Raw genomic sequence first — 22,236 nt, forward strand, 5'->3', positions numbered from 1 at the left:
GAATTGATTAACCTCTTTGGTCTAACAATAAGCCGTTGTGAATTACACGAACCGCATCTTTAACGCGGTCTTCAGCAACAAGGCAAGAAATACTAATTTCAGAAGTAGAAATGATTTCAATGTTGATGCCTTCTTGGCTCAAGATATCAAACATTTGAGCAGCTACGCCAGGTTGACCTAACATACCTGCACCGATGATAGAAACCTTAGCCATTCTTTCGTCAATATTTACAGCTTCAATGCCAACAGTTTTTTGTAATTCTTCTAATACTTCACGAGCGAGTACAACATCATCCATCGCTACCGTAAAGATAAGGTCAGTTTTTGGTTCGCCTACGGCACGGATAGATTGAACAATCATATCAACGTCCACATTTTTTGCAGCCAATGCTTTAAATACAGTTGCTGCCACACCTGGTTTATTTTCAACGCCTACAAGGGCTACTTTTGCTGTATTAGTATCGTCAGCTACGCCAGTAATTACGTGTTTATTTGCTTCCACAGTATAATCCTCCCGAATAATAGTACCTGTATTGTCACTAAATGTTGAACGTACGTGAATAGGTACACCATAACGGAAACCCATTTCTACGGCGCGAGGTTGCATTACACCTGCACCAAGACGTGCCATCTCAAGCATTTCGCCATATGTTACTTCTTCTAATTTGAAAGCCTCTTTTGCAACGCGAGGGTCTGTAGAGTAAACGCCTTCAACGTCTGTGAAGATTTCACACACATCAGCTTTCATAGCACCTGCCAACGCAACAGCAGTTGTATCGGAGCCACCACGACCTAAAGTAACCATGTCACCATATTCAGTAATACCTTGGAAACCTGCCACAACTACGATATTGCCTTCATCTAAAGCTTCAAACACGCGATTTGGATCAACGCCCAAAATACGGCCTTTATTAAATGTATCACTACTTGTAATACCTGCTTGGTCACCTGTTAAGGACATCGCTTTATGACCACGTTCGTTGAAAGCCATCGCCATCAATGCAATCGTTACTTGCTCACCTGTAGATAACAAGCGGTCCATTTCACGACCATAAGGCTTAGATGTTACCTCTTTAGCCAATGCTACTAAGTCATCTGTTGTATCGCCCATAGCAGATACAACAATAACGATTTTATCGTCTTCTTTCTTCTCACGAAGGACGCGATCAACAATATTAAATATTTTTTCTGGTGTAGCTACGGAACTGCCACCAAACTTTTTAACGATTAAGGCCACAATAATCCCTCATTTAACTTATTCTACTAAAAATCAATATGCATATACTTTACCATAAACAAATAGCACTGTAAAGGGATATAAGGCAATCTATCCACTATATAAAAACAAAACTCTTTTGAGTGCGGACAAGTTTTTTCTCTAAAATAATTAGTTAATTATAAAAAATTACATACAAAAAGACCAGCCCTAAGGCTGGTCTTTATTAGTTGATTAAGTTAATTAAGCAACTGTAATTTCTTTTTCGGATTCCCACAAACCGTGGATGTTGCAGTAGGATACAGCAATCAATTTACCAGATTTGTTCAAGGAAACTGCCAAAGAACCTTCAGAGATTGCATGTACAGGGCCTTCGTTTGCAGTTGCACCGTCACCATGTACGTTGAAGGAAATTTCACCAACTTCGAATGGCAATTGAGTACCTTCAGCTACGAAGTACAATTTGATCCATTCAATGTGATGTTCTACAGTGTTAGGATGTGCAATGTCTTTACCAACGGACAATGTTACGTGGAAAGTTTCACCTGCTTTTACAGTGTCAACAGTTTCGATAACAGGAACGTGTTTTTCAGTAGCGAAATCGCCGGATTTAATGTAATCATGTACAGCCATAGTTAACCTCCTGGTTAGTCTTATATACATACTTAATGTCGAGAATATTTAGCACCTTGTGCTTATGACTATATTATACATTTTCGATATACTTTTAGCAAGAACTTTTTCGAAAATTTTAGATTTAATTATATTCGAGCTCTGCGTATTAGAACTCTATCCCCTTAGCAGCTTTAATGCCTTTCTCATAAGCATGCTTTACTACCTTCATTTCTGTTACCGTATCGGCAATATCAATGATTTCAGGTTTGGCATAACGGCCTGTTAAAATAACGTGTAAGCGCTCAGGTTTATGTTTAAGCATATCTACTACAGAATTCACATCAATAAGCTCATAATTAATGGCGTTATTAATTTCATCCATAATGATGAGGTCCCATCGGTCTGAATTTACTTCTTCCACTAATGTATGCCAAGCCTCTTGAGCCGCCTCTTTGTGACGTGCTAATTCAGCCTCACCTACTTCATCTCGTTTATAGTAAATAAATCCCTTACCCATGGAACGAATTTCTACTTGGTCCCCTAATTTAGCAAGACCTGCTAGTTCGCCATAGCCATTACCACTTTTAATAAATTGTAAGATTAAAACCTTAAGACCTTGGCCAACAGCGCGTAATGCAACACCTAAAGCTGCTGTTGTTTTACCTTTACCATTGCCGGTATTAACTAAAATTAAGCCTCGTTCACTCATAATTAGCTCCTTTTAGCTTTATACTTAGCACATATATCAATGAAATGTTGTGCTCCTTCATCAGAACCAGCAAAGTTCAAATGTAAATACGATGCTAATACATTATCTGTGGCAAAGCCACCATCATAGGATTGAGGTTTGCGGCCACCTTCTAAGTGGAATGCCCATGGGAAGTCCTCTACAGTCGGCTCCATAGTAGAGAAATGGAACTCATGACCACGAAGAGATGTATCAGCAGCTCCTAACAAGGTATCTCGCTTAGCTGTAGCCGTAACATACCCTACTTTTTGCAGTTTTTGTTGCATAATGCAATTAGCTGGTACAATACCTACCGTATCATATACGGTACCCTCAAAATCGTGGATGCTTTCACATAAATACATAAGGCCACCACATTCAGCATAAATAGGCATACCTTTTTCGTTGGCTTGACGGATAGACTCCTTCATCGACTCGTTACTAGAGAGTTGGAACAAGAACATTTCAGGGAATCCACCACCAAATACTAGGCCGTCCACATCAGGAACTCCAAAGTCATTAAGCGGGCTAAAGTATACGATTTCAGCACCTTTTTCCTCTAAGGCGGCTAAACTTGCTGGATAGTAGAAAGAGAACGCCTCATCATAGGCTACACCGATTTTAACTCGTTTTTCTACGGATTTAAGATCTACTGCATCGGGTAATTCAATACTTGGTGCACTAGATGCGATTTCTAATAATTGATCGGGCTTAACCATTTTTTCAACAGCTTCACGAATCGTATTTATGGCTTCTGTTGGATCGACTTCAGTAACAGGTGTAAGGCCTAAATGACGCTCAGGAGAGTGCATACGGTCATCGCGATAAATAGCACCAATGACTGGAACACCAATCTTGGACATGCCTTCACGAACCATGCGCTCATGGTTAGCAGAGCCTAAGCGGTTAAGAATAACACCACCAAAGTTTACCTCTGGGTCATAATCACGGAATCCTTTAGCAATGGCTGCTGCGCTTTCACCCATCGCCTTACAATCGATAACAAGCACAACGGGAGCATTCAATTGTTTAGCAATTTGGGCAGTGGAACTAACCCCTTCTCGACCACCATCATACAAGCCCATAACACCTTCGATAATAGCAAGGTCTACACCATGCGCCATGGTAGCGAAGAAAGGATTTAATTTGTGAGGTGGCACGAGCCACGTATCTAAATTATAGCTGTCACGGCCGGATGCAATTTTATGAAAGCCCGGATCAATATAATCCGGGCCCACTTTAAAGGATTGCACCGTACGTCCACCATTTGCATAAGCAGCCAATAAGCCCGCTACGATTGTTGTTTTACCTACACCAGAGTTAGTGCCAGCAATGACAACACGTGGAATATGTACTGTGTTCATAAATATTACCTCGTAATACGACGTGTTTGTTAACGGTCCTTACGTTTTGCAAGGATAGTAGATAAGTAGTTGAGTTTAGTATCTTTTGGCATGTTATCCAAGCCTACGTATACTTGCTCATCAGGCAAACCTACACGGCTAATCATAACCGCATCATCTGCCATGTTATGTTTAAGCAATGTTTCTTGTACTTCATCAAAGTTTTTATATACTTTCATGATAACCGCATCATCAGCTACAGCCAATACAGCATCAATTTTTTCTTTAGGTGCTGTAGCAGGAACGATAGCTAGTACTTCTTCTTTCTCTACAATTGGATAACCAAGGTGAGAACCAATAGCACAGAATGCAGTAACGCCAGGAATTGTTTCGATTTCATGACCTGTATTTTCGATCAAGCGATATACATACATGTATGTGCTGTAGAACATAGGATCGCCCAATGTTAAGAATACAACGCTTTTACCTTGATCTAAGTAGGACAAGATAATGCGTTTTGCTTCTTGCCAGCCTTCCTCTTGTGTAGCATCATCCAATACCATTGGGAATACTACAGGAACGATTTCTGTATGTTCTTGAATGTATGGGGATGCAATATTAAGTGCTACAGAACCATCTTTCTTTTCTGTTTTAGGTGTGATGATAATATCTGCTTCACCTACGATGCGAGCTGCTTTCACAGTCATCAATTCAGAATCACCAGGGCCTACGCCAATGCCATATAATTTACCTTTCATGGGGTTCTCCTATTCTTATAGTTACATTCTATTTATAAATTTCATATCTTTTATTATAACTAATTTATACAAGATATACAAAGATACTATTTAATATTTGGAATTGCAGGACGATGTGGACTACGTTTACCATACAAATCATCGATACAATCCTGCACATGTTGACGGAAGATATCGTGAATCGCTTCATATTCACCAAGGGCACTATAAATTGGTTTAACTTCATAGCCTGCCCCGGCAAGTTCATTAACAACGCTATCCTCTTCATCACCAAATAGATCATTTTGTGCATGATCCCCAAGTACTAACAATAATGGGTGCACATAAATTGTATTTGGACGTTTTCCATCAAGCCATTCCCAAGGCATAGCAACATCTGCCACATATGGTGCATTTTCTAGCACTGCAACACGCACATTCGTAAGTCCATCACGAATTAATTTAAACTGTAAATTACCATATGAGGAGTTACCAGAACCAAGGCCACCATGGCCGACCAATAACAAACCATCCTCTTTGGAGATATTGAGTGGCTTAATAAAATGATCAATCAAGATTTGATAATCATCAGGATGCTCTTCTTGGCCCATGTAGTATACGAGAGGTCTACCTACGCGCAACACTTCCAGTTGTCCTTCCCCTTCATGAGCGAGAATATTATTTTTCAACTTATCAAACTCTTCACCACCTGTAAAATGTAGTGGTTGCACATAAATATGTGTATAGCCTTCTTGAATAAGTTTTTCTAATGCACCTTGCTCAGTAGGAATCTCAATCCCTCGTTCGCGTAACCGCTTAACGATGATACGAGAGGAAAATGCTAATTCCACCGTATAGTCGGGATAGGATTTACGGATATACTCCACTACGGAGTCAATATTATGTTCACGAGCACTGTCAACAGTGGACCCAAAGGCAACAACTAAAATAGCTTGTTTCATGGAAGTCTCCTTATCTATTTAATAATGTATCTTAATCATACCATAGACGACACGTTAGGGGCATACCATGGGACGTATAAAATAGATATTATAAATATCTTTCATAGTAAAAGTAAAAATCCTCCTCATTGGATTTCCAACAAGGAGGACTTTCACGTATGTAAAGGAGTGTGATGAGAGGTATGTCTAATTATGAGAGAGAGTAAATTAAGAAATCATACCTTGCGCTTCCATGCGAGAGTTTGTCATAACTGGTTTGACAGTCTCACGGGGCATGGGGCGCTTACGATCAGACATGCGAATAGCTTGACCTAAATGTTTCAAGAATAAATCTTGTACATAAGGATTTTCACCAAGACCTTCATTCCAAATATCTACATTGTATCCTTCTTCAGCAAGCAATGCATAAATGGAATCAGAGCGGTCACCGCCAAGGTAGTCCATTAAATGTGTAGAACCAATGAGAGCTAATGGTACTACTAATAAATCTTTATGTCCCATACGGTCTAATAATGTAAGCGCTTGTTTAAATGTAGGGAAACCATTTGTCGTAAATACTACCACATTTGGTGCAGCCCCATACATAGCTTTCAATTGTAATGTACTAAACTCTAATTGGTTTTGACCATTTGCCATGAGTACTACAGATTTATTAAGCGCCTTTGTATTAACATGACGCACGATACTTTCTAATGTAGCTTCATAATCATCGGCATAATTCTTTACACCTAATGATGTAAGCAATGGTTTACCAATATTCACTTGTGTGAAACCATATTCATTGCTATGTAAAAACTTTAATGCTTGTTTACGCATTTGTTGGTAACACTGATCTGCTACCAATGTTACAGGTTGAATGTATACCTCATCGATGCCCATGCGAGCAAAATCCTGCATAGCCTCTGTGAAAGAAGAAATCTTATCATCATACTTCTCGTTCCACTTCTCTACTAATGCATCAGATAAGAATACACGGCGTACCTCCATATCGCTATACATGGAACGTACTTTTCTCTCTATACTGCCGATGGATTTCTCCACAGCATCTTGATAAATTGATCCAAAGGATGCAATAATTATGCCTTTCATATGTGACCTCCATATCGCTCATACATGATACAATCTTCATAACTGAAAATTGTTATCAACTACTATGTAATAATAGTACAAGATTCACGAATATAAGTCAATGAGAAATAATATCAAAATTTATCTAGATGACTAGAAAATAAAATTACTTATATATTCACATATTCATATCCTTATAACCAAAAAGAATATATTTATAAAAGCTAATACCATACTATATTCATCACATAAATTGCTTAAAAACCCTTAATTTTCCTATACTTCTAGGGGTATGGGGTTTATTGACACCCCTATGTTCCTTTGTTACGATTGGCTTAAGGTTATATATATGCAATATATCTATAGTAATCTATAAACTATATCTTTTATATAAAATTATCCAGATTACATAGATCATTGCATAGACTTGTAGTTAAGTTATGGATAGGAGTATTAAAAAATGAAAAAACAATTAGCATTAGCATCCGCTATTCTAGGTCTTGCAGTATCCTTTGGTGCACCAGTTGTATCTAATGCTGCATATCAATTAAATGAAGAAGTAAAAGATCCTACTCCAGCATTGAAAGAAGCTGCTGCAATTGGTGTTCGTACACACAATACTGAAGCTTTACAAAACTTGCCAAACAAAGATGCTATGGTTGTTATGAGCTTTGGTACAACTTATAAAGATACTCGTGCGAAAACAATCGATGCAACTGTAGATGCTATTAAAGCAGCTCATCCAAACACAAAAGTAGTTACAGCTTTCACAAGCCATATCATTCGTGATCGTATCCAACAAAAAGAAGGTATTACTTACCCAACTCCTGAAGAAGCTTTGGCTGAACTCAAAAAAGATGGTTACACTCGCGTTGCATTAGCATCCCTTGATGTAATCCCTGGTATGGAATACAACTACGATGCAGCAGTATATAATTTGTACAAAGATAATTTCAAAAAAATGACACTTGGTACATCTCTTATGTACTGGATGGGTCAAGAAAACCAAACTGACCAAGTTATTGAAACATTAAAAGCTGTTCAATCTCAATTCCCTAAATTAGGCAAAGAAGACGCTCTTCTTATCATGGCTCATGGTACTCCAGATCCTTCCAATGCTTATTATTCTGTAATTCAAGACCGTATCCATACTCTTGGTATGAAAAATGTATTTATCTACACAGTAGAAGGTACTCCAAATCTTGAACAAGTTATCCCTCAATTGAAATTACATGGTATTAAACATGTTACATTGATGCCATTCATGATGGTTGCTGGCGACCATGCAAACAACGACATGGCTGGTGCCGAACCAGATTCCCATAAATCCATCCTTGAAAAAGAAGGCTTCAAAGTTGACACTTACATCCATGGCTTAGGTGAAAACCCTAACATCCGTAACTTATTCGTTGAACGTGCTAACGAATCTTGGGACGCATTACAAAAATAATCAATCTACAATTTAACTAGTATCGTTATATAACGTACATAGGAGTACATCATGAAAAAATTACTACTCTGTAGTCTAGCTTTGGTCATGGTTGTACTAGCAATAGCTGGGTGTGGTAAATCCACATCCAGCTCTTCTGCTACTACGAAGGAACTTACCTTTAATGGTGAAACCTACACTGTACCAAAGGATCCGCAACGCATCGCTGTTCTTTCAAACTCTGTATTGTCCATGCTATACGCAGTGGATGGCAAGGCTATCTCCCGTGCTAGCACAACAGATAAATTAGCTCCAGATTTAGAAGCATTACCTGCATTAGGTCAAACGGCTAATATCAACATGGAACAACTATTAGGCTTGAAGCCAGATGTGGTATTGGGTTTGGAAAACCAACATAAAAAATATGAATCCCAATTACAATCTAACAATATTCCAGCAGTGCTTTTCAATTACGATGGCATCAAGGATAATGTACCAATGCTAACATTCCTTGGTGAATTAACCAACCATCAAGATAAGGCTAAATCCGTTATTGCAACCTATGAAAGCAACATTCAAAAGGTAAAAGATGCTATTAAAAACCAACAACCTGCACGTGTTGCTGTATTACGTGCCACAGGAAAGGGTGTAACTGCTGAAACTGATGAAGCAGTTACTGCATCCATGGTAAAAGAGCTAGGCATGACAAACGTTGTTGCCTCCCACCTAGAAGGCACAACTAAGGATAAAACTGTCCCTTACTCTCTTGAAACATTGACTGCAGATAACCCTGATATTATCTTCGTTGTTACAATGGGTAAAGAAGAAGAAATTACAAAGGCCATGAAACAAGCTATGACAGATAATCCTGCATGGGCTAATCTTAAGGCTGTACAAAATAATCGTGTCATTTACTTACCATCTAAACTATTCCTACTTAACCCAGGTCTACAAACACCTGAGGCTATGGCTCGTTTAGTGAAAGAAGCATATGGCATTGATGTTACATTTTAACATATCCTAACATACTAAAGAGGGCATTCCCCATTTCGGGAATGCCCTCTTTCACTATTAGTCTAGCTATCTACTAAACTAAACCTTTTACGCGTACATATTGTTTATCATCAAAGGTATCGATTTGTACATCTACGGAAAATACATCTCTAAATAGTTCATCCGATACGATTTCTTTCGTGTCTCCAGCTGTCACTAAATGACCGTCTTTTATAATAGCCATATAATGAGAATATTGTACGGCTTGCGTCAATTCATGGAGTACCATCAATACGGTTAACCCTTGTTCATCGTTTAATCGTTTTAACAATTCCATGATTTCTAGTTGATGGTTAATATCTAAGTATGTTGTTGGTTCGTCTAACACTAATAATTTTGGTTGCTGTGCTAGCGCCATAGCAATCCAAACGCGTTGCCGTTCACCACCAGATAAGGATGGGATTAATTGTTCTCTCAAATGATTCGTTTTTGTAATGTCTAATGCATAATCAACAATTTCACGATCTTCTTTAGCCGTGTTTTTCCACCACGTTTGGTATGGATACCGTCCACAATATACCAATTCTTCTACAGTCATATCCTTTGGCATATTCGGTACTTGTGGCAAAAATGCCATTTGCCGTGCCAATTCATTTTGTGAATACGACTGTAATGGTTTACCTAAAATAGTCACACATTCACGAGGACTATGAATATATCCAATCATAGACCGTAAGAGTGTACTTTTACCACAACCATTAGGCCCGATTAAAGTCGTTATTTTACCAACAGGGACAGATACATTAATATCATGTAAAATATGACGACCTCCGAGAGTGACGGATAACTGATTTACATCAATAGCCGTATTCATTAGTTATCCCTCCTCAATAGATATAAGAAGAATGGCGCCCCAAAGAATGCCATGATAATGCCAACCGGTACCTCAATTGGACTCCACATAACACGCCCTACCGTATCACTAACAACGAGGACGAGTGCCCCTAATAATGCAGAGCCGGGGAGTAAATACGCATAATCATTACCGATGATAAGTCGTAACATATGCGGTATAACGAGGCCTACGAAACCGATTAAGCCCGCAATACTAACGGCACCTGCTGCTAATAGAGCCGCAACAGCAGTCATAATAAACCGCGTTTGTTCTACCTTAAGGCCTAGCCCCTTTGCTGTTTCATCACCTAAACTTAAAATAGTAAGACGTTTGGCACCTAAACAGGCAAAAATAAGACCGACTAACGCGTATGGGAACAAAACCTCTACTTGTGGCCAACTGCGTGCAGCCAAGCCCCCTACCATCCAAAGTAAGGCTCCTTGCACACGATCTCCATAGAATACAAGTAGTGCAGAAATACCAGAGCCTAAAAAAGCAGCCACCGCAACACCAGCCAAGATGATACGGCTTGGGCGTACACCATTCTTCCAAGCAAGAGCATATACCATCAACGCCGCAACCATAGCACCTATAAAGGCGACGAGAGGCACAATATGATCATAGCCAGGGAAAAGAATAAATATAATAACACCGGCAAGTCCAGCACCGGAGGAAACGCCAACGATTTGAGGATCTGCTAAAGGGTTCTTCATAACCGCCTGTAAAATGGCACCCGATACGGCTAAACAAGCACCAACTAATGCAGCAACAATATTACGAGGCAACCTAATATTCCAAATGATTTGCGATGCTGTATCTGTTAGCTCACTAGCCCACAATGTGTGCCAAATCTCCGATAGTGACACCGGTGTGGAGCCCCAAATCAGTGAGATAATCATGCTAGCTATGACAGCAATAACCAAGATAATAATAACTGATATGCGAAAGAGTTTTCGTTCATTCAGAGAGTCCACAGTAACCTCTCCTTTCACCAATACATGGTGCTATCAGCACCCGTATTATACATATAAACCTCATAATAGATACAGTAAAACCCGAATCGCCCCCAATAAGCAACGATTCGGGTTAACTATTATTTAGATTCTTTGCCTTCTACGAAGAGCATATCGTTGCGTTTTACGTCTGTGTAAAGCAATGCATTACATACGGATGCTGCAATTGGGCTACCACCCTTGTTACCTTTTACAGTGATATAAGGAACTGGGGATACTTCCATCAAATAATCTTTAGATTCCGCAGCGCCAACAAAGCCTACAGGAATACCGATGATAAGAGCTGGTTTAATACCTTCTTCAAGAGCAAGGCGCAATACTTCGTACAATGCAGTTGGCGCATTACCGATAGCAACGATTTGGCCTTCTAATTGTTTGCCAAATGTACGCATAGCCGCGATGGAACGAGTTACACCTAATTCTTTAGCCATTTTAGCTACATTTTCATCTTTAATTAAGCAGTGCACTTCATTACCGCGAATTTTAAGAGCTGGCTTAGAAATACCGGTGCGAACCATTTCTACATCTGTATAAATATCTGCACCATTATCCAATGCTTCAATACCTTTTTGAACAGCATCAGGGCTCATTTTTACGAGTTGTGCGTATTCAACGTCACCAGAAGCATGTACAGTACGGGATACTACGCGCACTTCATCATCTGTTAAACCTAAATCTTTTACATAGTCGTAAATGATTTGCATACTTTTATCTTCAATAGCTTTAGGATTTTTAACGTAATCCATTAGTGTCCTCCCATAATTTGAAAAATTCATCATTCGATGATACTACGTGGCTTTCAATCTTAACACGTGGACGATCGATAACAATAACATGGATGCCAAGATCCATGGCTGCTTGTAATTTTGTATCAGCACCACCTACAAGGCCAGAGTTTTTCATAACTACAACGCTAGCCTTAGTATCGTGGAACATGATGCGGTTCATATCATAAGAAAATGGACCTTGTACAGCAACAATGCGCTTTGGACTTACATTGAGGTCTTCCATCATTTGTAACACCTCTGCGGTTGGCAAAATACGCGTCCATACTTCGCAATCCTGCAAAGCTTCAGATTTCGCAAAAATGTGCATTGTCTTACTACCAGTAGTCAAATACACATGATTGTTATTTTCCTTCGCTAATTTGCCTGCTAAATTGGCTGCTTCTACTTCATCTACTACGATATGTAATTTATCATATTCAGGCAATGGCACCTCTTTACGTTCAAACCGAACAAAAGGTATACCTTCGGCCTTTGCTGCATCTTGAGCCGTAGCTGTAACAATAGCAGCATACGGATGACTTGCATCAATTAAGAGTCGTACATTGTGCTCTTTGATCAAGTTTTGCATCGCCTCTTGGTCAAGACGGCCCGTATGTACAGTAATACCTTTATGGGCAGCAAGCTCTGCACCATATTGACTAACAACCGTTACAAGCACATCTTCACCAGTTCGTTTTTGGATTTCTACCGCTAAGGTGCGACCATCCAAAGTACCGGCAATAACCCAAATCATAATTTGTAGCCTCGAGGTGTAATCATGCGCCCGTTTTCAACATAGGTTTGGCTGTTACCAATGATAACAAGTGTTTGCATATCTACTTCTTCGTTTGTGAAGTTTTCAAGATCAGAGATTACCATATGTTGACCTGGACGACCTGCTTTTTGCACGATGCCAACAGGTGTTTTAGGATCGCGGTATTTAAGAACGATTTCGCGAACTTCATCTAAGTGTGTAACACGTTTTTTACTGCGTGGGTTGTACAAGGAAATAACCATGTCTCCTTGTGCACAAAGATCTGCACGTTTTTTGATAAGATCCCATGGAGTCATCAAGTCGCTCAAGGAAATAACTGCAAAGTCATGCATCAATGGTGCACCTAATACGGATGCTGCAACGTTTACAGCACTAAGACCAGGTACGATATCTACGGAAGGACGTTTTTCTGCTGGTACTTTATTAGCAAGTTCCAACACAAGACCTGCCATGCCGTATACGCCAGAATCACCAGAGGATACTACAACTACTTGATGGCCTTCTACGGCTAAATCAACTGCTTGTTGGCAACGATCTACTTCTTGCATCATTGCAGTACCTACAGTCTCTTTACCTTCGATAAGGTCTTTGATCAAGTCGAGGTATGTCAAATAACCTACCACGCAGTCAGCCGCTAAGATAGCTTCGCGCGCTTGAGGCGTCATAAACTCTTCATCGCCAGGGCCGATGCCGATTACTTTGATATTACCTGTGCAATGGCTACCGTTGTTTTGGGATAAATTGTTTTGTGCTGTATTAATGTTCGGCTCTTGGCCGCTAGTAATGCCGTTGTCTCGCATACGTTTCCTACTCCTATAGTTCCTTTTACAAAATTAGATTCTTTTAATTTTTCTTCTTCAATGAGTGGTGCCATCTCGTCCTGTGTATAGAACACAATAGGCCACCCCATAATTTGCATAGCCTCTAAGAGGCCTACTTCATCTTGTTTAACGATGACCGATGCTGCCGTTACAATACTCTTTGGTGAAAGCTTATGCGCTGCTAGCGACTGTTGTATGGCGTCAAGGATTAATTCCTTCGGCGTATCTCGACGACAGCCAATGCCCATCGTATAGGTACGAGGGCGCAAAATCAATTGATGACCATACTCAGTAATGACTTTATCAGTAATTACAACTCGAGATAATCCCTCTTCAGCGCTTTCATTTTTACATGGAATACGCTCAAGTTGATTCAAAGAAACAATATGAACCATACCATGCTCACCAACATGAGCTTTCGCTGCTTGTTCTAAATGCTCTACATTCGGTAAGCTTGCATCGATATAATAATCAACCTGTTCTCCCCCAACGATGGCAGAGTTCACATTGATTAAGGTTTGAAAATCATCGACCAATAGATGCTCGTGGTGCGCCAACACGTCAGGCGCTGGCAATCCGTTTACATCCGTAGCTGTTGTAATAACAGGGTCCGCATCGATGGCCAGCGAAATGGACTGCGTCCATTCGTTGGCGCCCCCAAGGTGACCAGACAGTAAGCTAATCACATGGTGTCCTACTTCGTCCATTACGACTACAGCAGGATCTTTGGATTTATGCTCAATATATGGTGCAATCATGCGCACTACGATACCAAGTGCCATAATGCATAATACTTGGTCGTAATCCTTGAAAATCTGTCCAATATGGTTTTTGAGGGAATCGAAATAAATAGCCTCACCACCAGAGGGACGGTTTTCCTTTTCAAAGCAATCCGCATGAGGTGCCACCAAAGACTTGATGCGTTGACCTAGCTTTGCACCTCGTTCAGATACCGAGAGAATAGCCGTTCTATTCTTCTTAGCTCCAGTCGTAGATGCAACAGTTTCTAGTTCTTTCATCATATTAGTCCTTAGCACTGCGGTACATGTGAGCAAAGCCTTTGTCGTAGAGTTTAGATAATTCGTATTCACTATCTAATACATGGCTTACTACGATCATAGCTTGGCGCAATACGCCCTCTTTCGCTACGATGTCCGCAATGGTTTCCAATGTACCGCGGATAATGCGTTGGTCTGGCCAAGATGCTTTTACCACGATAGCCACTGGAGTCGTTTTGTCATAACCACCCTCGATGAGTTCAGCTACTACTTTATCTAACATTTGAACGCTAAGGAAAATACACATTGTCGCTTCATGAGCTGCTAACATGCGCAATTTTTCCTTTGGAGGCATCGGTGTACGGCCTTCCATACGCGTAATAATTACTGTTTGAGATACATTTGGCAATGTATATTCTTGTTTCAAAGCCGCTGCTGTAGCAAGGAATGAACTTACGCCTGGCACAACTTCATAAGAAATGCCCATGCCAGCGAGTGCATCCATTTGCTCTTGAATAGCACCGTAAATAGCAGGGTCCCCTGTGTGAAGGCGAACTACGCTTTTACCAGCCTCAACAGAAGCTTTCATAACAGCCAACACCTCATCAAGGTTCATAGTAGCACTGTTATGGATTTCACAGCCTGGTTTACAAGCCTCTAAAATAGCAGGGTTTACCAAGGAGCCAGCGTAAATAACAACGTCTGCCTCTTGCACTAAACGATACCCTTTGCGAGTAATTAACTCAGGATCCCCAGGGCCTGCGCCTACGATATGTACGTCAACCATATTACTCTCCTTCTGCGATACGCGTTGCAGATACAATGAAAATTGGACTCAATGGGTCTAACAAATGATATGGGCCAGCCTTACGGTAACGGCTGATGGACATTTGGTAGCCTTCATAGGTGAAAGGACGACCTTTCAACTCTTTAAGGATTGTATAACCAGTTTCCATTGTTACAGCTGTTACAACTAGACGTCCGCCTATTTTTAAAAGACGCTGCGTCTCATCCATGATGCCTGTCATACCGCCAGCGCTACCGCCGATGATAACCGCATCAAGCTCAGGCAATTCTTCCATGCCTTCAGGAGCTTTGGACTTGATAACCGTCATATTATTTACATTGAACTTTTTCATATTTTCATTGATAAGGTCGATGCCTTTATCAAAGCGCTCAATCGCATATACATGCCCTTTAGGAGCTGCTAAGGCTGCTTCAATAGAAATAGAGCCCGTACCAGCACCAACGTCAAGGACGATGCTATCTTCCTCGATGCGTGCCTCGTTCATAACGGCTTTGCGAATCTCGCATTTTGTCATCGGCACGTCGCCGCGGATAAATTCCTCATCAGGAATTCCAAAAAAATGTCTCATCCTAGTACCACCATTACAGAATGACCAAAGCCTTCAAGCTCAGTTAATACCTCTAACGTGGAGTCTACAATTTTTTCATCATCATAGCTCAAGCGCTCAAGGGCTGCTGCTCTCGTTTCTTTTGGCCAACCTGCATCTATTAAAATACGCGCAATATGCGCTGGATTATATTCAGGATCCGTTAAGAACCCCATCTTTTTACCTGCTTCATACACGAGTTTTTCAGGCGCCGGTTGGCGACCGTGAAAGCTCATTAAATCCGCATCATGCCACACTTCATTGAGTCGTGCAAAAGCAAAGGTCATAGAACTAATGCCTGGCACAACCTCAATAGGATTGGCAGGGAATTTCTTCTTTAAATATGGCAACAAGCTATAGTAGCCTGTATCACCACTCACCATAACTACAACGTCATGATTGTTGAGCTCATGCTCAATTTGCTCAGCCAGTAAGCTAAGCTTGCCTGTTACAGGATATGTAATTTGGCCAGGCTCCTGAAAGTCCTCTAAGGACCGTTCACTGCCTACCAATACTGTAGCATGTTTAATTAAATTAAGGCCTTTAGGTACCACATAATCAGGATTACCTGGACCAATGCCTACGATATACAAGGTATGTGCCATTGTTCAAGCTCTCCTATCTCTTTCGCATGCTTATCCATTGCCAAAATCTCACCTTTTAAGGTGGTAATGATGATACCTACCTCTGCTTCGTTAGCAATATATCGCTCACTACGCAAAGATGCACGATCTACAACGCGTTGGTATACACCAGTCAGTCCTTCACGCTCCAAAATAGGGAACGTAGACTCTGTGGTTTGGCAATTAAATAACTCTTCACACACCGCTTGGGATGCCCCTTCTAAAGCAGCATAGGCCACGATACTTTCCATGCGGCCATCACTCATGCGATTGTGTGTGTGGAAACTACCACTAGCTAGTTTTATTAGCTTACCAATATGACCGATGATCAAGATACGCTTGAAGCCAATTTCAACGGCCTTTTCAAGCATAAAGCCAATAAAGTTACTAGTTTCTGCCATTTGGTTCTTATGAATACCGAGTACTTGTTCGGCTAAATCTTGACCAATACGGCCAGGCACGAGAACAGCTGTTTCACAGCCATTGGCTTTCATCACTCTTAGCTGAGGCACTAAGGAATTTTTGAACCCTTCTTCACTCATGGGCTTAACGATACCAGTGGTTCCAATAATAGAAATACCACCTTCGATACCGAGTGTATGATTTAACGTCTTCTTAGCTAGAACCATACCATTTGGCACGCTTACTGTTACCGTTACACCTTGACCATGAACACAATGCTCGTCAAAGACGATTTTCATCATTGCCCGAGGTCCTGGATTGATGGCTGGTTCTCCTGGCGGCATAGCAAGGCCCGGTTTTGTTACCGTTCCAACGCCAAAGCCCGCTCGGAATCGTAGTTCACCACTATCATCAAGGGACACCGTTGTTTCCACATCATTGCCATGCGTTACATCCGGATCATCGCCACCATCCTTCATAACGGTTACCTTAGCCTCTGTATCAGATAGTACCTCTACGGCTTTAATAGGCACCTCAATATACTGACCTTGAGGATTTTCAATGACCACTTGGTCCACGATATTCTTATCTAAGAGGGCCAATAAACCAGCTTTCATACCTGCCGTAGCACATGAACCTGTGGTATAGCCACCCTTCATGTCCTCTACTCTCATAAGGCCTCCTACACCGATAGGGTTAGCGATTCTGTGGAATCAAACTAACCCTATCTTATGGACATATGTAATTAGGAACGGAAGTTAACGAATTGCAATTCTACAGGGATATCCAATTGTTTTAACATTTGGATAACTGCTTGCAAATCATCTTTATCCTTACCAGATACGCGCACTTGATCCTCTTGGATAGATGCTTGTACCTTAAGCTTCATATTTTTAATTGCTTTTACTACTTCTTTAGCATTTTCTTTAGTAATACCTTTTTTAATAGTAATCACTTGGCGAACTGTGGCACCCGCTGCTGGTTCAACCTTACCGTAGTCAAGATTTTTAATTGCTACATTACGTTTAACCATTTTGCCTTTTAAAACATCGATAATGGCATTTAATTTATATTCATCATCACCGATGATTTTGATAGTGTCGCCTTCAAGACTAATTTCCGCTTTAGAGCCACGGAAATCATAACGTGTACCAATCTCTTTTTTTGCTTGGTTTACCGCATTATCTACTTCCTGCATATCCACTTCGGACACAACGTCAAAGGAACAATCTTTGGCCATTTTATACCTCCTACACCTGAACCCATTGGGCATGGGGTTCATAGTATTACTTTCATCATCCTCATATTCCAAGTAAAAGTGTAAATGTACAGCAAATCGGAATATATCTCTATAATTATACCTTAAAACAGGCTTATTTTCTAGGTAAATCGATTTTTTTAATTATAACTATTATTAATCATAGAAGGAATATTCAGACTATAAATCGTAGACTAATACAAGAACTGCATATGTATAAACATAATATATTCAAAAATAGAAAAAGACTGCACTTTTACAAGTGCAGTCTTACCATTACCATTACCATTATCATTATAAAATTGTAATTTCATCATATGTAGGTTGAACTACTAACTCGCCTTTAGAGTTGATAATCCCCCACTTACCTTTGATTTTTACAGGGCTATAACCATGAGAGAAGCTACCAGTACCAGAAATATCTTTCATAACTGGAGTTTCTGTCACTGTACCATCAAGGGATAGAATCTTATAATTACCTTCTTTGTTATATACCCAAGTATATGTATCACCAAGGAAAGTTTTTACGTTCATAGATTTATCGCCTTTATAGATCACACGACCTGTAGCCATATCTACTACATAACGATTGGTGTCATTAGTAACAGACATTTCATGTTCGCCTACAAACTCGATAATATCGTATTTAAACGGTACCTCTTGTTTGCCTGTTTCCATATCAAAAATACCATATTTATTAGTATCTTTGTTTTTCAACGTTAACAATACATTGTTTACATCAATCGTGCCAGCTTCATAATTACCAGGTTGAATTACATATTGACCTTGACGATTCATAAAGCCTAATTTACCTTCATTACGAACCAAGGTACCATGTTCTTCCATAGGATATACATAATCGTTCTTACTGTCGATTACAACAGCACCATTACGATCAATATAACCACGTTTCATACCATCATCTACAAGACCACCAAGGCCATCAAGATATACGCCACCGTGATTATAGAAGTAGCCCATACCTACAAGACCTAGAATACCACCAAGGCCAAAGTGACTTACCTTACGACGGAATTCAGCCAAGCCATTTTTATATGGATATACTTCATTAGATGGAGCATTAAATAATACAGTACCTTTACCATCAATAGCAACAGTTTTACCATTGGCTTTTACAAAGGCACGGTCCTCACTAAATTTAGTTTCTACATCAGATAGTGCTTTAAATTGAGGCTGAATTACTACATTGCCATTAGCATCTTTAAATCCTAATTTACCTTTTTCTGTGAAAGCTACATAAGAATCACTCGGATAGCTTTGACTAACAGTTTTAGGATCAAAATCATTTAACTCTTTAACAGCTGTATTCTTCTCATTAAGGCTGCTATATAAAGCTTCTTGCGCTTCTTTACCAGATTCTAATACAGTACCATCGCCTTTAATATGAGAGATTTTATTTTTACCTTCCTCAACAAAGAACGTACCATCCTTCTTACTTGATGCGTCTAAGGATTTATAGGCTGGCGCAAGTACAACTTGACCATTAGTACCTACAATCCCCCATTTGCCCTTCTCTTTTACAAGACCTAAATAGCCTTGTTGTAGTAAGGAGTCGTCCTTTAATACCTTCATAGCTTTTTTTACACCTGCTGGTGGCTCCTTAACAGCACCAGAGATTGGTACAAACGTATCGAATCGGCCAATACCCACGCCAACGCCAACAGATGTACTGCTAGAGTGGCTAGAAGATTTTGCTGTAGTATTTGTTGTAGATGTAGATACAGTAGTACTATGTTTCTCACTAGTTACACGCGTACTTGTAGATGTCGGTGTATCTTGATTTGTCACAGTTTTACTACTAGTGGATATTGTTGTAGTTGCTGCAAAAGCACTTGTAGACATAGTCGCCAACACACAAGCGACTAATAAGGATTTCTTATTCAATTTCATAAACCTCTCCTTTTACAAAGCAAACCATATAATCGTCCATATATGGTTTTAAGACATTAAACTGCCAAAGCATTCAAATAAATAAAACACCAATACATAAAAAATATATAAAAAACATTAATAAAAATTATACTATATGATCTCTATAAAGACAACGAATTATGAAAAATTCTTCATCCATTATTTATTTGATATAATACTATGTATGAAAACAGCAACAATTATCGACTTGATTGTAGATTCCAACGTACATACCCAATCTATGAATCATATTATAAAACAACAACATATTTCCCAACGTATGCGGCGGCGACTGCGAAATGACGGCATTATAACAGTCAATGGATATACAGCAACGTGGAATACCCTCGTACATGGAGGTGACCATCTCGTTATGAAATTAACCCCTGAACAAGAGTTTAGTTTAAGCCCTATGGACCTCGATATCGTATACGAAGATGAATATATTTTAGTCATCAATAAAGAGGCAGGTATTCTGATGCATCCCACCTCAACGGTACGAGATCATACCTTAGCAAACGGCGTTCTACATTACTACCAAGAGACAAATCAGCATTATGATTTCCATCCTGTCCATCGATTAGATAAAGACACCTCTGGAATTGTTATCATCGCCAAAACCTCTATAGTCCAACATGCTTTCGATAAAAAGCGTACTCATTTCCATAAAAACTACGACGCTATAGTAGAAGGTCAATTACCTACTAATCACATAAGCGTACAGTGGACTATAGGACGTAAACCAGGTAGTATTATCGAGCGTTGCTGCACGAATGAAGGTAAACCTGCTCATACAGATATAACTGTCATTGAGAGTAATACCATTGTAAAGAATAAGATGGAGCAATGCTTTACCCATGTGCAATGTTTATTACATACGGGGCGCACTCATCAAATTCGGGTCCATCTATCTCAACTAGGATACCCCCTTGCTGGCGATGATCTGTACGGTGGCCACTTAGAATATATTCAGCGTCAAGCACTCCATGCGTCACGGGTTAGCTTTTACCATCCCATGACGGATGAATGGCTAGAATTACAGGCATCTATACCATCGGATATGGAGTCATTACTCACCAATTGAGCTAATGTATTTCTGGTAAATTAATACTGATACATAAAAATTAGCCCACATGGGCCATAAAATTAGACGAAATTTATGCATAAGTTATACAAAAAATATTGGCCCTTTATAGTGTTTCTTGATATACTTAACTTGAATTGATATATGATTGCAATACACTAGTATTTCATCTAGCTCATATGCGCTAGAAAGACTAGCAGTCACAGTATTAATAACATGATATGACAGGCCCTATGGCCAAGGAGGACAACATGCCATTAGTTACTACTACAGAAATGTTCAAAAAAGCCTATGAAGGCGGCTATGCTGTTGGCGCTTTCAATGTAAACAACATGGAAATCGTACAAGGTATCGTAGATGCAGCCAAAGAGGAACAATCCCCTCTTATCTTACAAGTATCTGCAGGCGCTCGTAAATATGCTAAACATATTTACCTTGTGAAACTCGTAGAAGCAGCTCTTGAAGACAGCAATTTACCTATCGCTCTTCACCTTGATCACGGCGATTCCTTTGAAATCTGTAAAGACTGTGTAGATGGTGGTTTCACATCTGTTATGATCGACGCATCTCATCATGACTTTGATGAAAACGTAAAAATTACTAAACAAGTTGTTGAATATGCTCACGCTCATGGCGTTGTAGTCGAAGCAGAATTGGGCCGTTTGGCTGGCGTAGAAGATGATGTAAATGTATCTGATGCAGATGCTCGTTTCACTGACCCAGAACAAGCAGCTGAATTCGTACATCTTACAGGCGTAGACTCCTTAGCAATTGCTATTGGTACTAGCCACGGCGCTTACAAATTCAAAGGCGACCCTTACCTCGACTTCGATCGTTTGAAAAAAGTTGGCGAATTGTTGCCTGACTTCCCTATCGTATTGCATGGCGCATCCTCCGTATTGCCTGAATTCGTAGCAAAATGTAACGAATTTGGTGGCAACATTCCTGGTGCACAAGGCGTACCTGAAGAAATGCTTCGCAAAGCAGCTCAAATGGCAGTTTGCAAAATCAACATCGATACAGACCTTCGTCTTGCTATGACTGCATCCGTACGTGAATACTTGGCTCAAAACCCATCTGAATTTGACCCTCGTAAATACTTAGGACCAGCTCGTGATGCTATTAAAGGCATGGTAGCTCACAAAATTAAAAATGTATTGGGTTCTTCCAACAAACTATAATCA

At 40.0% G+C, this 22,236-nt stretch carries 23 protein-coding genes; 4 read left to right on the forward strand and 19 right to left on the reverse strand.

The genetic code is table 11. From position 1 onward, the window contains the following. Nucleotides 1-7: 7 nt before the first annotated feature. The 7 genes from ACDF53_RS09260 to ACDF53_RS09290 form a co-directional block, all read right to left on the reverse strand. Nucleotides 8-1,237: an aspartate kinase gene (locus tag ACDF53_RS09260; protein ID WP_295781507.1), complete on the reverse strand. Its 1,230-nt coding sequence runs from the start codon at nt 1,235-1,237 to the stop codon at nt 8-10. 222 nt (nt 1,238-1,459) lie between these two features. Continuing rightward, complete coding sequence (locus tag ACDF53_RS09265) at nt 1,460-1,849, reverse strand: class II SORL domain-containing protein (RefSeq protein WP_005386220.1); 390 nt, start codon at nt 1,847-1,849, stop codon at nt 1,460-1,462. 148 nt (nt 1,850-1,997) lie between these two features. After that, nucleotides 1,998-2,540 carry a cob(I)yrinic acid a,c-diamide adenosyltransferase gene (gene cobO / locus ACDF53_RS09270; RefSeq protein WP_296007409.1) on the reverse strand — a complete coding sequence of 181 codons (543 nt, stop codon included), beginning with the start codon at nt 2,538-2,540 and terminating at the stop codon, nt 1,998-2,000. A gap of 2 nt (nt 2,541-2,542) precedes the next feature. Continuing rightward, on the reverse strand, nt 2,543-3,922 hold the full coding sequence (locus ACDF53_RS09275) for a cobyrinate a,c-diamide synthase (protein ID WP_370816154.1): 1,380 nt from the start codon (nt 3,920-3,922) through the stop codon (nt 2,543-2,545). A gap of 29 nt (nt 3,923-3,951) precedes the next feature. After that, nucleotides 3,952-4,659 (reverse strand): precorrin-2 C(20)-methyltransferase, encoded by a 708-nt coding sequence (cobI, locus tag ACDF53_RS09280; protein WP_105085826.1) that lies wholly within the window; start codon nt 4,657-4,659, stop codon nt 3,952-3,954. Between the two features lie 86 nt (nt 4,660-4,745). Next, nucleotides 4,746-5,600 (reverse strand): sirohydrochlorin cobaltochelatase, encoded by an 855-nt coding sequence (locus ACDF53_RS09285; protein WP_370816156.1) that lies wholly within the window; start codon nt 5,598-5,600, stop codon nt 4,746-4,748. Between the two features lie 207 nt (nt 5,601-5,807). Further along, on the reverse strand, nt 5,808-6,689 hold the full coding sequence (locus ACDF53_RS09290; protein WP_370816158.1) for a sirohydrochlorin cobaltochelatase: 882 nt from the start codon (nt 6,687-6,689) through the stop codon (nt 5,808-5,810). Nucleotides 6,690-7,128: 439 nt separating this feature from the next. Here ACDF53_RS09290 and ACDF53_RS09295 point away from each other — a divergent pair, with 439 nt between their 5' ends. Both ACDF53_RS09295 and ACDF53_RS09300 read left to right on the forward strand, forming a co-directional pair. Next, nucleotides 7,129-8,118 (forward strand): sirohydrochlorin cobaltochelatase, encoded by a 990-nt coding sequence (locus ACDF53_RS09295; protein WP_024066910.1) that lies wholly within the window; start codon nt 7,129-7,131, stop codon nt 8,116-8,118. Nucleotides 8,119-8,169: 51 nt separating this feature from the next. Next, nucleotides 8,170-9,111, forward strand: a complete 942-nt coding sequence (locus ACDF53_RS09300; RefSeq protein ID WP_370816160.1) for an ABC transporter substrate-binding protein — start codon at nt 8,170-8,172, stop codon at nt 9,109-9,111. A gap of 73 nt (nt 9,112-9,184) precedes the next feature. On the opposite strand, the gene ACDF53_RS09305 is transcribed toward ACDF53_RS09300, so the two are convergent. The 12 genes from ACDF53_RS09305 to ACDF53_RS09360 form a co-directional block, all read right to left on the reverse strand. Next, nucleotides 9,185-9,964 carry an ABC transporter ATP-binding protein gene (locus tag ACDF53_RS09305; RefSeq protein ID WP_060924187.1) on the reverse strand — a complete coding sequence of 260 codons (780 nt, stop codon included), beginning with the start codon at nt 9,962-9,964 and terminating at the stop codon, nt 9,185-9,187. Next, on the reverse strand, nt 9,964-10,959 hold the full coding sequence (locus ACDF53_RS09310) for an iron ABC transporter permease (protein WP_060924186.1): 996 nt from the start codon (nt 10,957-10,959) through the stop codon (nt 9,964-9,966). The genes ACDF53_RS09305 and ACDF53_RS09310 overlap by 1 nt, the downstream gene beginning before the upstream one ends. 119 nt (nt 10,960-11,078) lie before the next feature. Then, nucleotides 11,079-11,744: a precorrin-8X methylmutase gene (locus ACDF53_RS09315; protein ID WP_060924185.1), complete on the reverse strand. Its 666-nt coding sequence runs from the start codon at nt 11,742-11,744 to the stop codon at nt 11,079-11,081. Next, the gene (gene cobK, locus ACDF53_RS09320; protein WP_129823128.1) at nt 11,731-12,519 is read right to left on the reverse strand and encodes a precorrin-6A reductase; all 789 of its coding nucleotides are present in this window, start codon (nt 12,517-12,519) and stop codon (nt 11,731-11,733) included. Before cobK ends, ACDF53_RS09315 begins: the two co-directional genes overlap by 14 nt. Next, complete coding sequence (gene cobJ, locus ACDF53_RS09325) at nt 12,516-13,205, reverse strand: precorrin-3B C(17)-methyltransferase (protein WP_370816206.1); 690 nt, start codon at nt 13,203-13,205, stop codon at nt 12,516-12,518. Before cobJ ends, cobK begins: the two co-directional genes overlap by 4 nt. 29 nt (nt 13,206-13,234) lie before the next feature. Beyond that, nucleotides 13,235-14,380, reverse strand: a complete 1,146-nt coding sequence (locus tag ACDF53_RS09330; protein ID WP_370816208.1) for a cobalt-precorrin 5A hydrolase — start codon at nt 14,378-14,380, stop codon at nt 13,235-13,237. A gap of 4 nt (nt 14,381-14,384) precedes the next feature. Continuing rightward, complete coding sequence (gene cobM / locus ACDF53_RS09335; protein ID WP_060924182.1) at nt 14,385-15,146, reverse strand: precorrin-4 C(11)-methyltransferase; 762 nt, start codon at nt 15,144-15,146, stop codon at nt 14,385-14,387. 1 nt (nt 15,147) lies between these two features. Further along, nucleotides 15,148-15,735: a precorrin-6Y C5,15-methyltransferase (decarboxylating) subunit CbiT gene (cbiT, locus tag ACDF53_RS09340; protein ID WP_370816162.1), complete on the reverse strand. Its 588-nt coding sequence runs from the start codon at nt 15,733-15,735 to the stop codon at nt 15,148-15,150. Then, on the reverse strand, nt 15,732-16,358 hold the full coding sequence (gene cbiE, locus ACDF53_RS09345; RefSeq protein WP_370816164.1) for a precorrin-6y C5,15-methyltransferase (decarboxylating) subunit CbiE: 627 nt from the start codon (nt 16,356-16,358) through the stop codon (nt 15,732-15,734). Before cbiE ends, cbiT begins: the two co-directional genes overlap by 4 nt. Then, a complete protein-coding gene (cbiD, locus tag ACDF53_RS09350) occupies nt 16,334-17,452 on the reverse strand; it encodes a cobalt-precorrin-5B (C(1))-methyltransferase CbiD (RefSeq protein ID WP_370816165.1) in 1,119 nt (372 codons plus the stop codon). The genes cbiE and cbiD overlap by 25 nt, the downstream gene beginning before the upstream one ends. 71 nt (nt 17,453-17,523) lie before the next feature. Then, nucleotides 17,524-18,018: a YajQ family cyclic di-GMP-binding protein gene (locus tag ACDF53_RS09355; RefSeq protein ID WP_295232075.1), complete on the reverse strand. Its 495-nt coding sequence runs from the start codon at nt 18,016-18,018 to the stop codon at nt 17,524-17,526. 312 nt (nt 18,019-18,330) lie between these two features. Beyond that, nucleotides 18,331-19,947, reverse strand: a complete 1,617-nt coding sequence (locus ACDF53_RS09360; RefSeq protein WP_370816166.1) for a WG repeat-containing protein — start codon at nt 19,945-19,947, stop codon at nt 18,331-18,333. Between the two features lie 205 nt (nt 19,948-20,152). Here ACDF53_RS09360 and ACDF53_RS09365 point away from each other — a divergent pair, with 205 nt between their 5' ends. Beyond that, nucleotides 20,153-21,052, forward strand: coding sequence for an RluA family pseudouridine synthase (locus tag ACDF53_RS09365; RefSeq protein ID WP_370816167.1), 900 nt, complete (start codon nt 20,153-20,155; stop codon nt 21,050-21,052). A gap of 251 nt (nt 21,053-21,303) precedes the next feature. Further along, entirely contained in the window at nt 21,304-22,233 is a 930-nt protein-coding gene (gene fba / locus ACDF53_RS09370; protein ID WP_060924176.1) for a class II fructose-1,6-bisphosphate aldolase, read from the forward strand. The last annotated feature ends 3 nt before the right edge of the window (nt 22,234-22,236 follow it).

The sequence above is a fragment of the Veillonella sp. genome, assembly GCF_041333735.1.
GTDB lineage: Bacteria > Bacillota > Negativicutes > Veillonellales > Veillonellaceae > Veillonella.

What these genes read in the sequence shown, in the direction of transcription:
- ACDF53_RS09265 (WP_005386220.1), bottom strand. Translation starts at nt 1,849, where the DNA reads ATGGCTGTACATGATTACATTAAATCCGGCGATTTCGCTACTGAAAAA.
- cobO (WP_296007409.1), bottom strand. Translation starts at nt 2,540, where the DNA reads ATGAGTGAACGAGGCTTAATTTTAGTTAATACCGGCAATGGTAAAGGT.
- ACDF53_RS09275 (WP_370816154.1), bottom strand. Translation starts at nt 3,922, where the DNA reads ATGAACACAGTACATATTCCACGTGTTGTCATTGCTGGCACTAACTCT.
- cobI (WP_105085826.1), bottom strand. Translation starts at nt 4,659, where the DNA reads ATGAAAGGTAAATTATATGGCATTGGCGTAGGCCCTGGTGATTCTGAA.
- ACDF53_RS09285 (WP_370816156.1), bottom strand. Translation starts at nt 5,600, where the DNA reads ATGAAACAAGCTATTTTAGTTGTTGCCTTTGGGTCCACTGTTGACAGT.
- ACDF53_RS09290 (WP_370816158.1), bottom strand. Translation starts at nt 6,689, where the DNA reads ATGAAAGGCATAATTATTGCATCCTTTGGATCAATTTATCAAGATGCT.
- ACDF53_RS09295 (WP_024066910.1), top strand. Translation starts at nt 7,129, where the DNA reads ATGAAAAAACAATTAGCATTAGCATCCGCTATTCTAGGTCTTGCAGTA.
- ACDF53_RS09300 (WP_370816160.1), top strand. Translation starts at nt 8,170, where the DNA reads ATGAAAAAATTACTACTCTGTAGTCTAGCTTTGGTCATGGTTGTACTA.
- ACDF53_RS09305 (WP_060924187.1), bottom strand. Translation starts at nt 9,964, where the DNA reads ATGAATACGGCTATTGATGTAAATCAGTTATCCGTCACTCTCGGAGGT.
- ACDF53_RS09315 (WP_060924185.1), bottom strand. Translation starts at nt 11,744, where the DNA reads ATGGATTACGTTAAAAATCCTAAAGCTATTGAAGATAAAAGTATGCAA.
- cobK (WP_129823128.1), bottom strand. Translation starts at nt 12,519, where the DNA reads ATGATTTGGGTTATTGCCGGTACTTTGGATGGTCGCACCTTAGCGGTA.
- cobJ (WP_370816206.1), bottom strand. Translation starts at nt 13,205, where the DNA reads ATGACGCCTCAAGCGCGCGAAGCTATCTTAGCGGCTGACTGCGTGGTA.
- ACDF53_RS09330 (WP_370816208.1), bottom strand. Translation starts at nt 14,380, where the DNA reads ATGAAAGAACTAGAAACTGTTGCATCTACGACTGGAGCTAAGAAGAAT.
- cobM (WP_060924182.1), bottom strand. Translation starts at nt 15,146, where the DNA reads ATGGTTGACGTACATATCGTAGGCGCAGGCCCTGGGGATCCTGAGTTA.
- cbiT (WP_370816162.1), bottom strand. Translation starts at nt 15,735, where the DNA reads ATGAGACATTTTTTTGGAATTCCTGATGAGGAATTTATCCGCGGCGAC.
- cbiE (WP_370816164.1), bottom strand. Translation starts at nt 16,358, where the DNA reads ATGGCACATACCTTGTATATCGTAGGCATTGGTCCAGGTAATCCTGAT.
- cbiD (WP_370816165.1), bottom strand. Translation starts at nt 17,452, where the DNA reads ATGAGAGTAGAGGACATGAAGGGTGGCTATACCACAGGTTCATGTGCT.
- ACDF53_RS09355 (WP_295232075.1), bottom strand. Translation starts at nt 18,018, where the DNA reads ATGGCCAAAGATTGTTCCTTTGACGTTGTGTCCGAAGTGGATATGCAG.
- ACDF53_RS09360 (WP_370816166.1), bottom strand. Translation starts at nt 19,947, where the DNA reads ATGAAATTGAATAAGAAATCCTTATTAGTCGCTTGTGTGTTGGCGACT.
- ACDF53_RS09365 (WP_370816167.1), top strand. Translation starts at nt 20,153, where the DNA reads ATGAAAACAGCAACAATTATCGACTTGATTGTAGATTCCAACGTACAT.
- fba (WP_060924176.1), top strand. Translation starts at nt 21,304, where the DNA reads ATGCCATTAGTTACTACTACAGAAATGTTCAAAAAAGCCTATGAAGGC.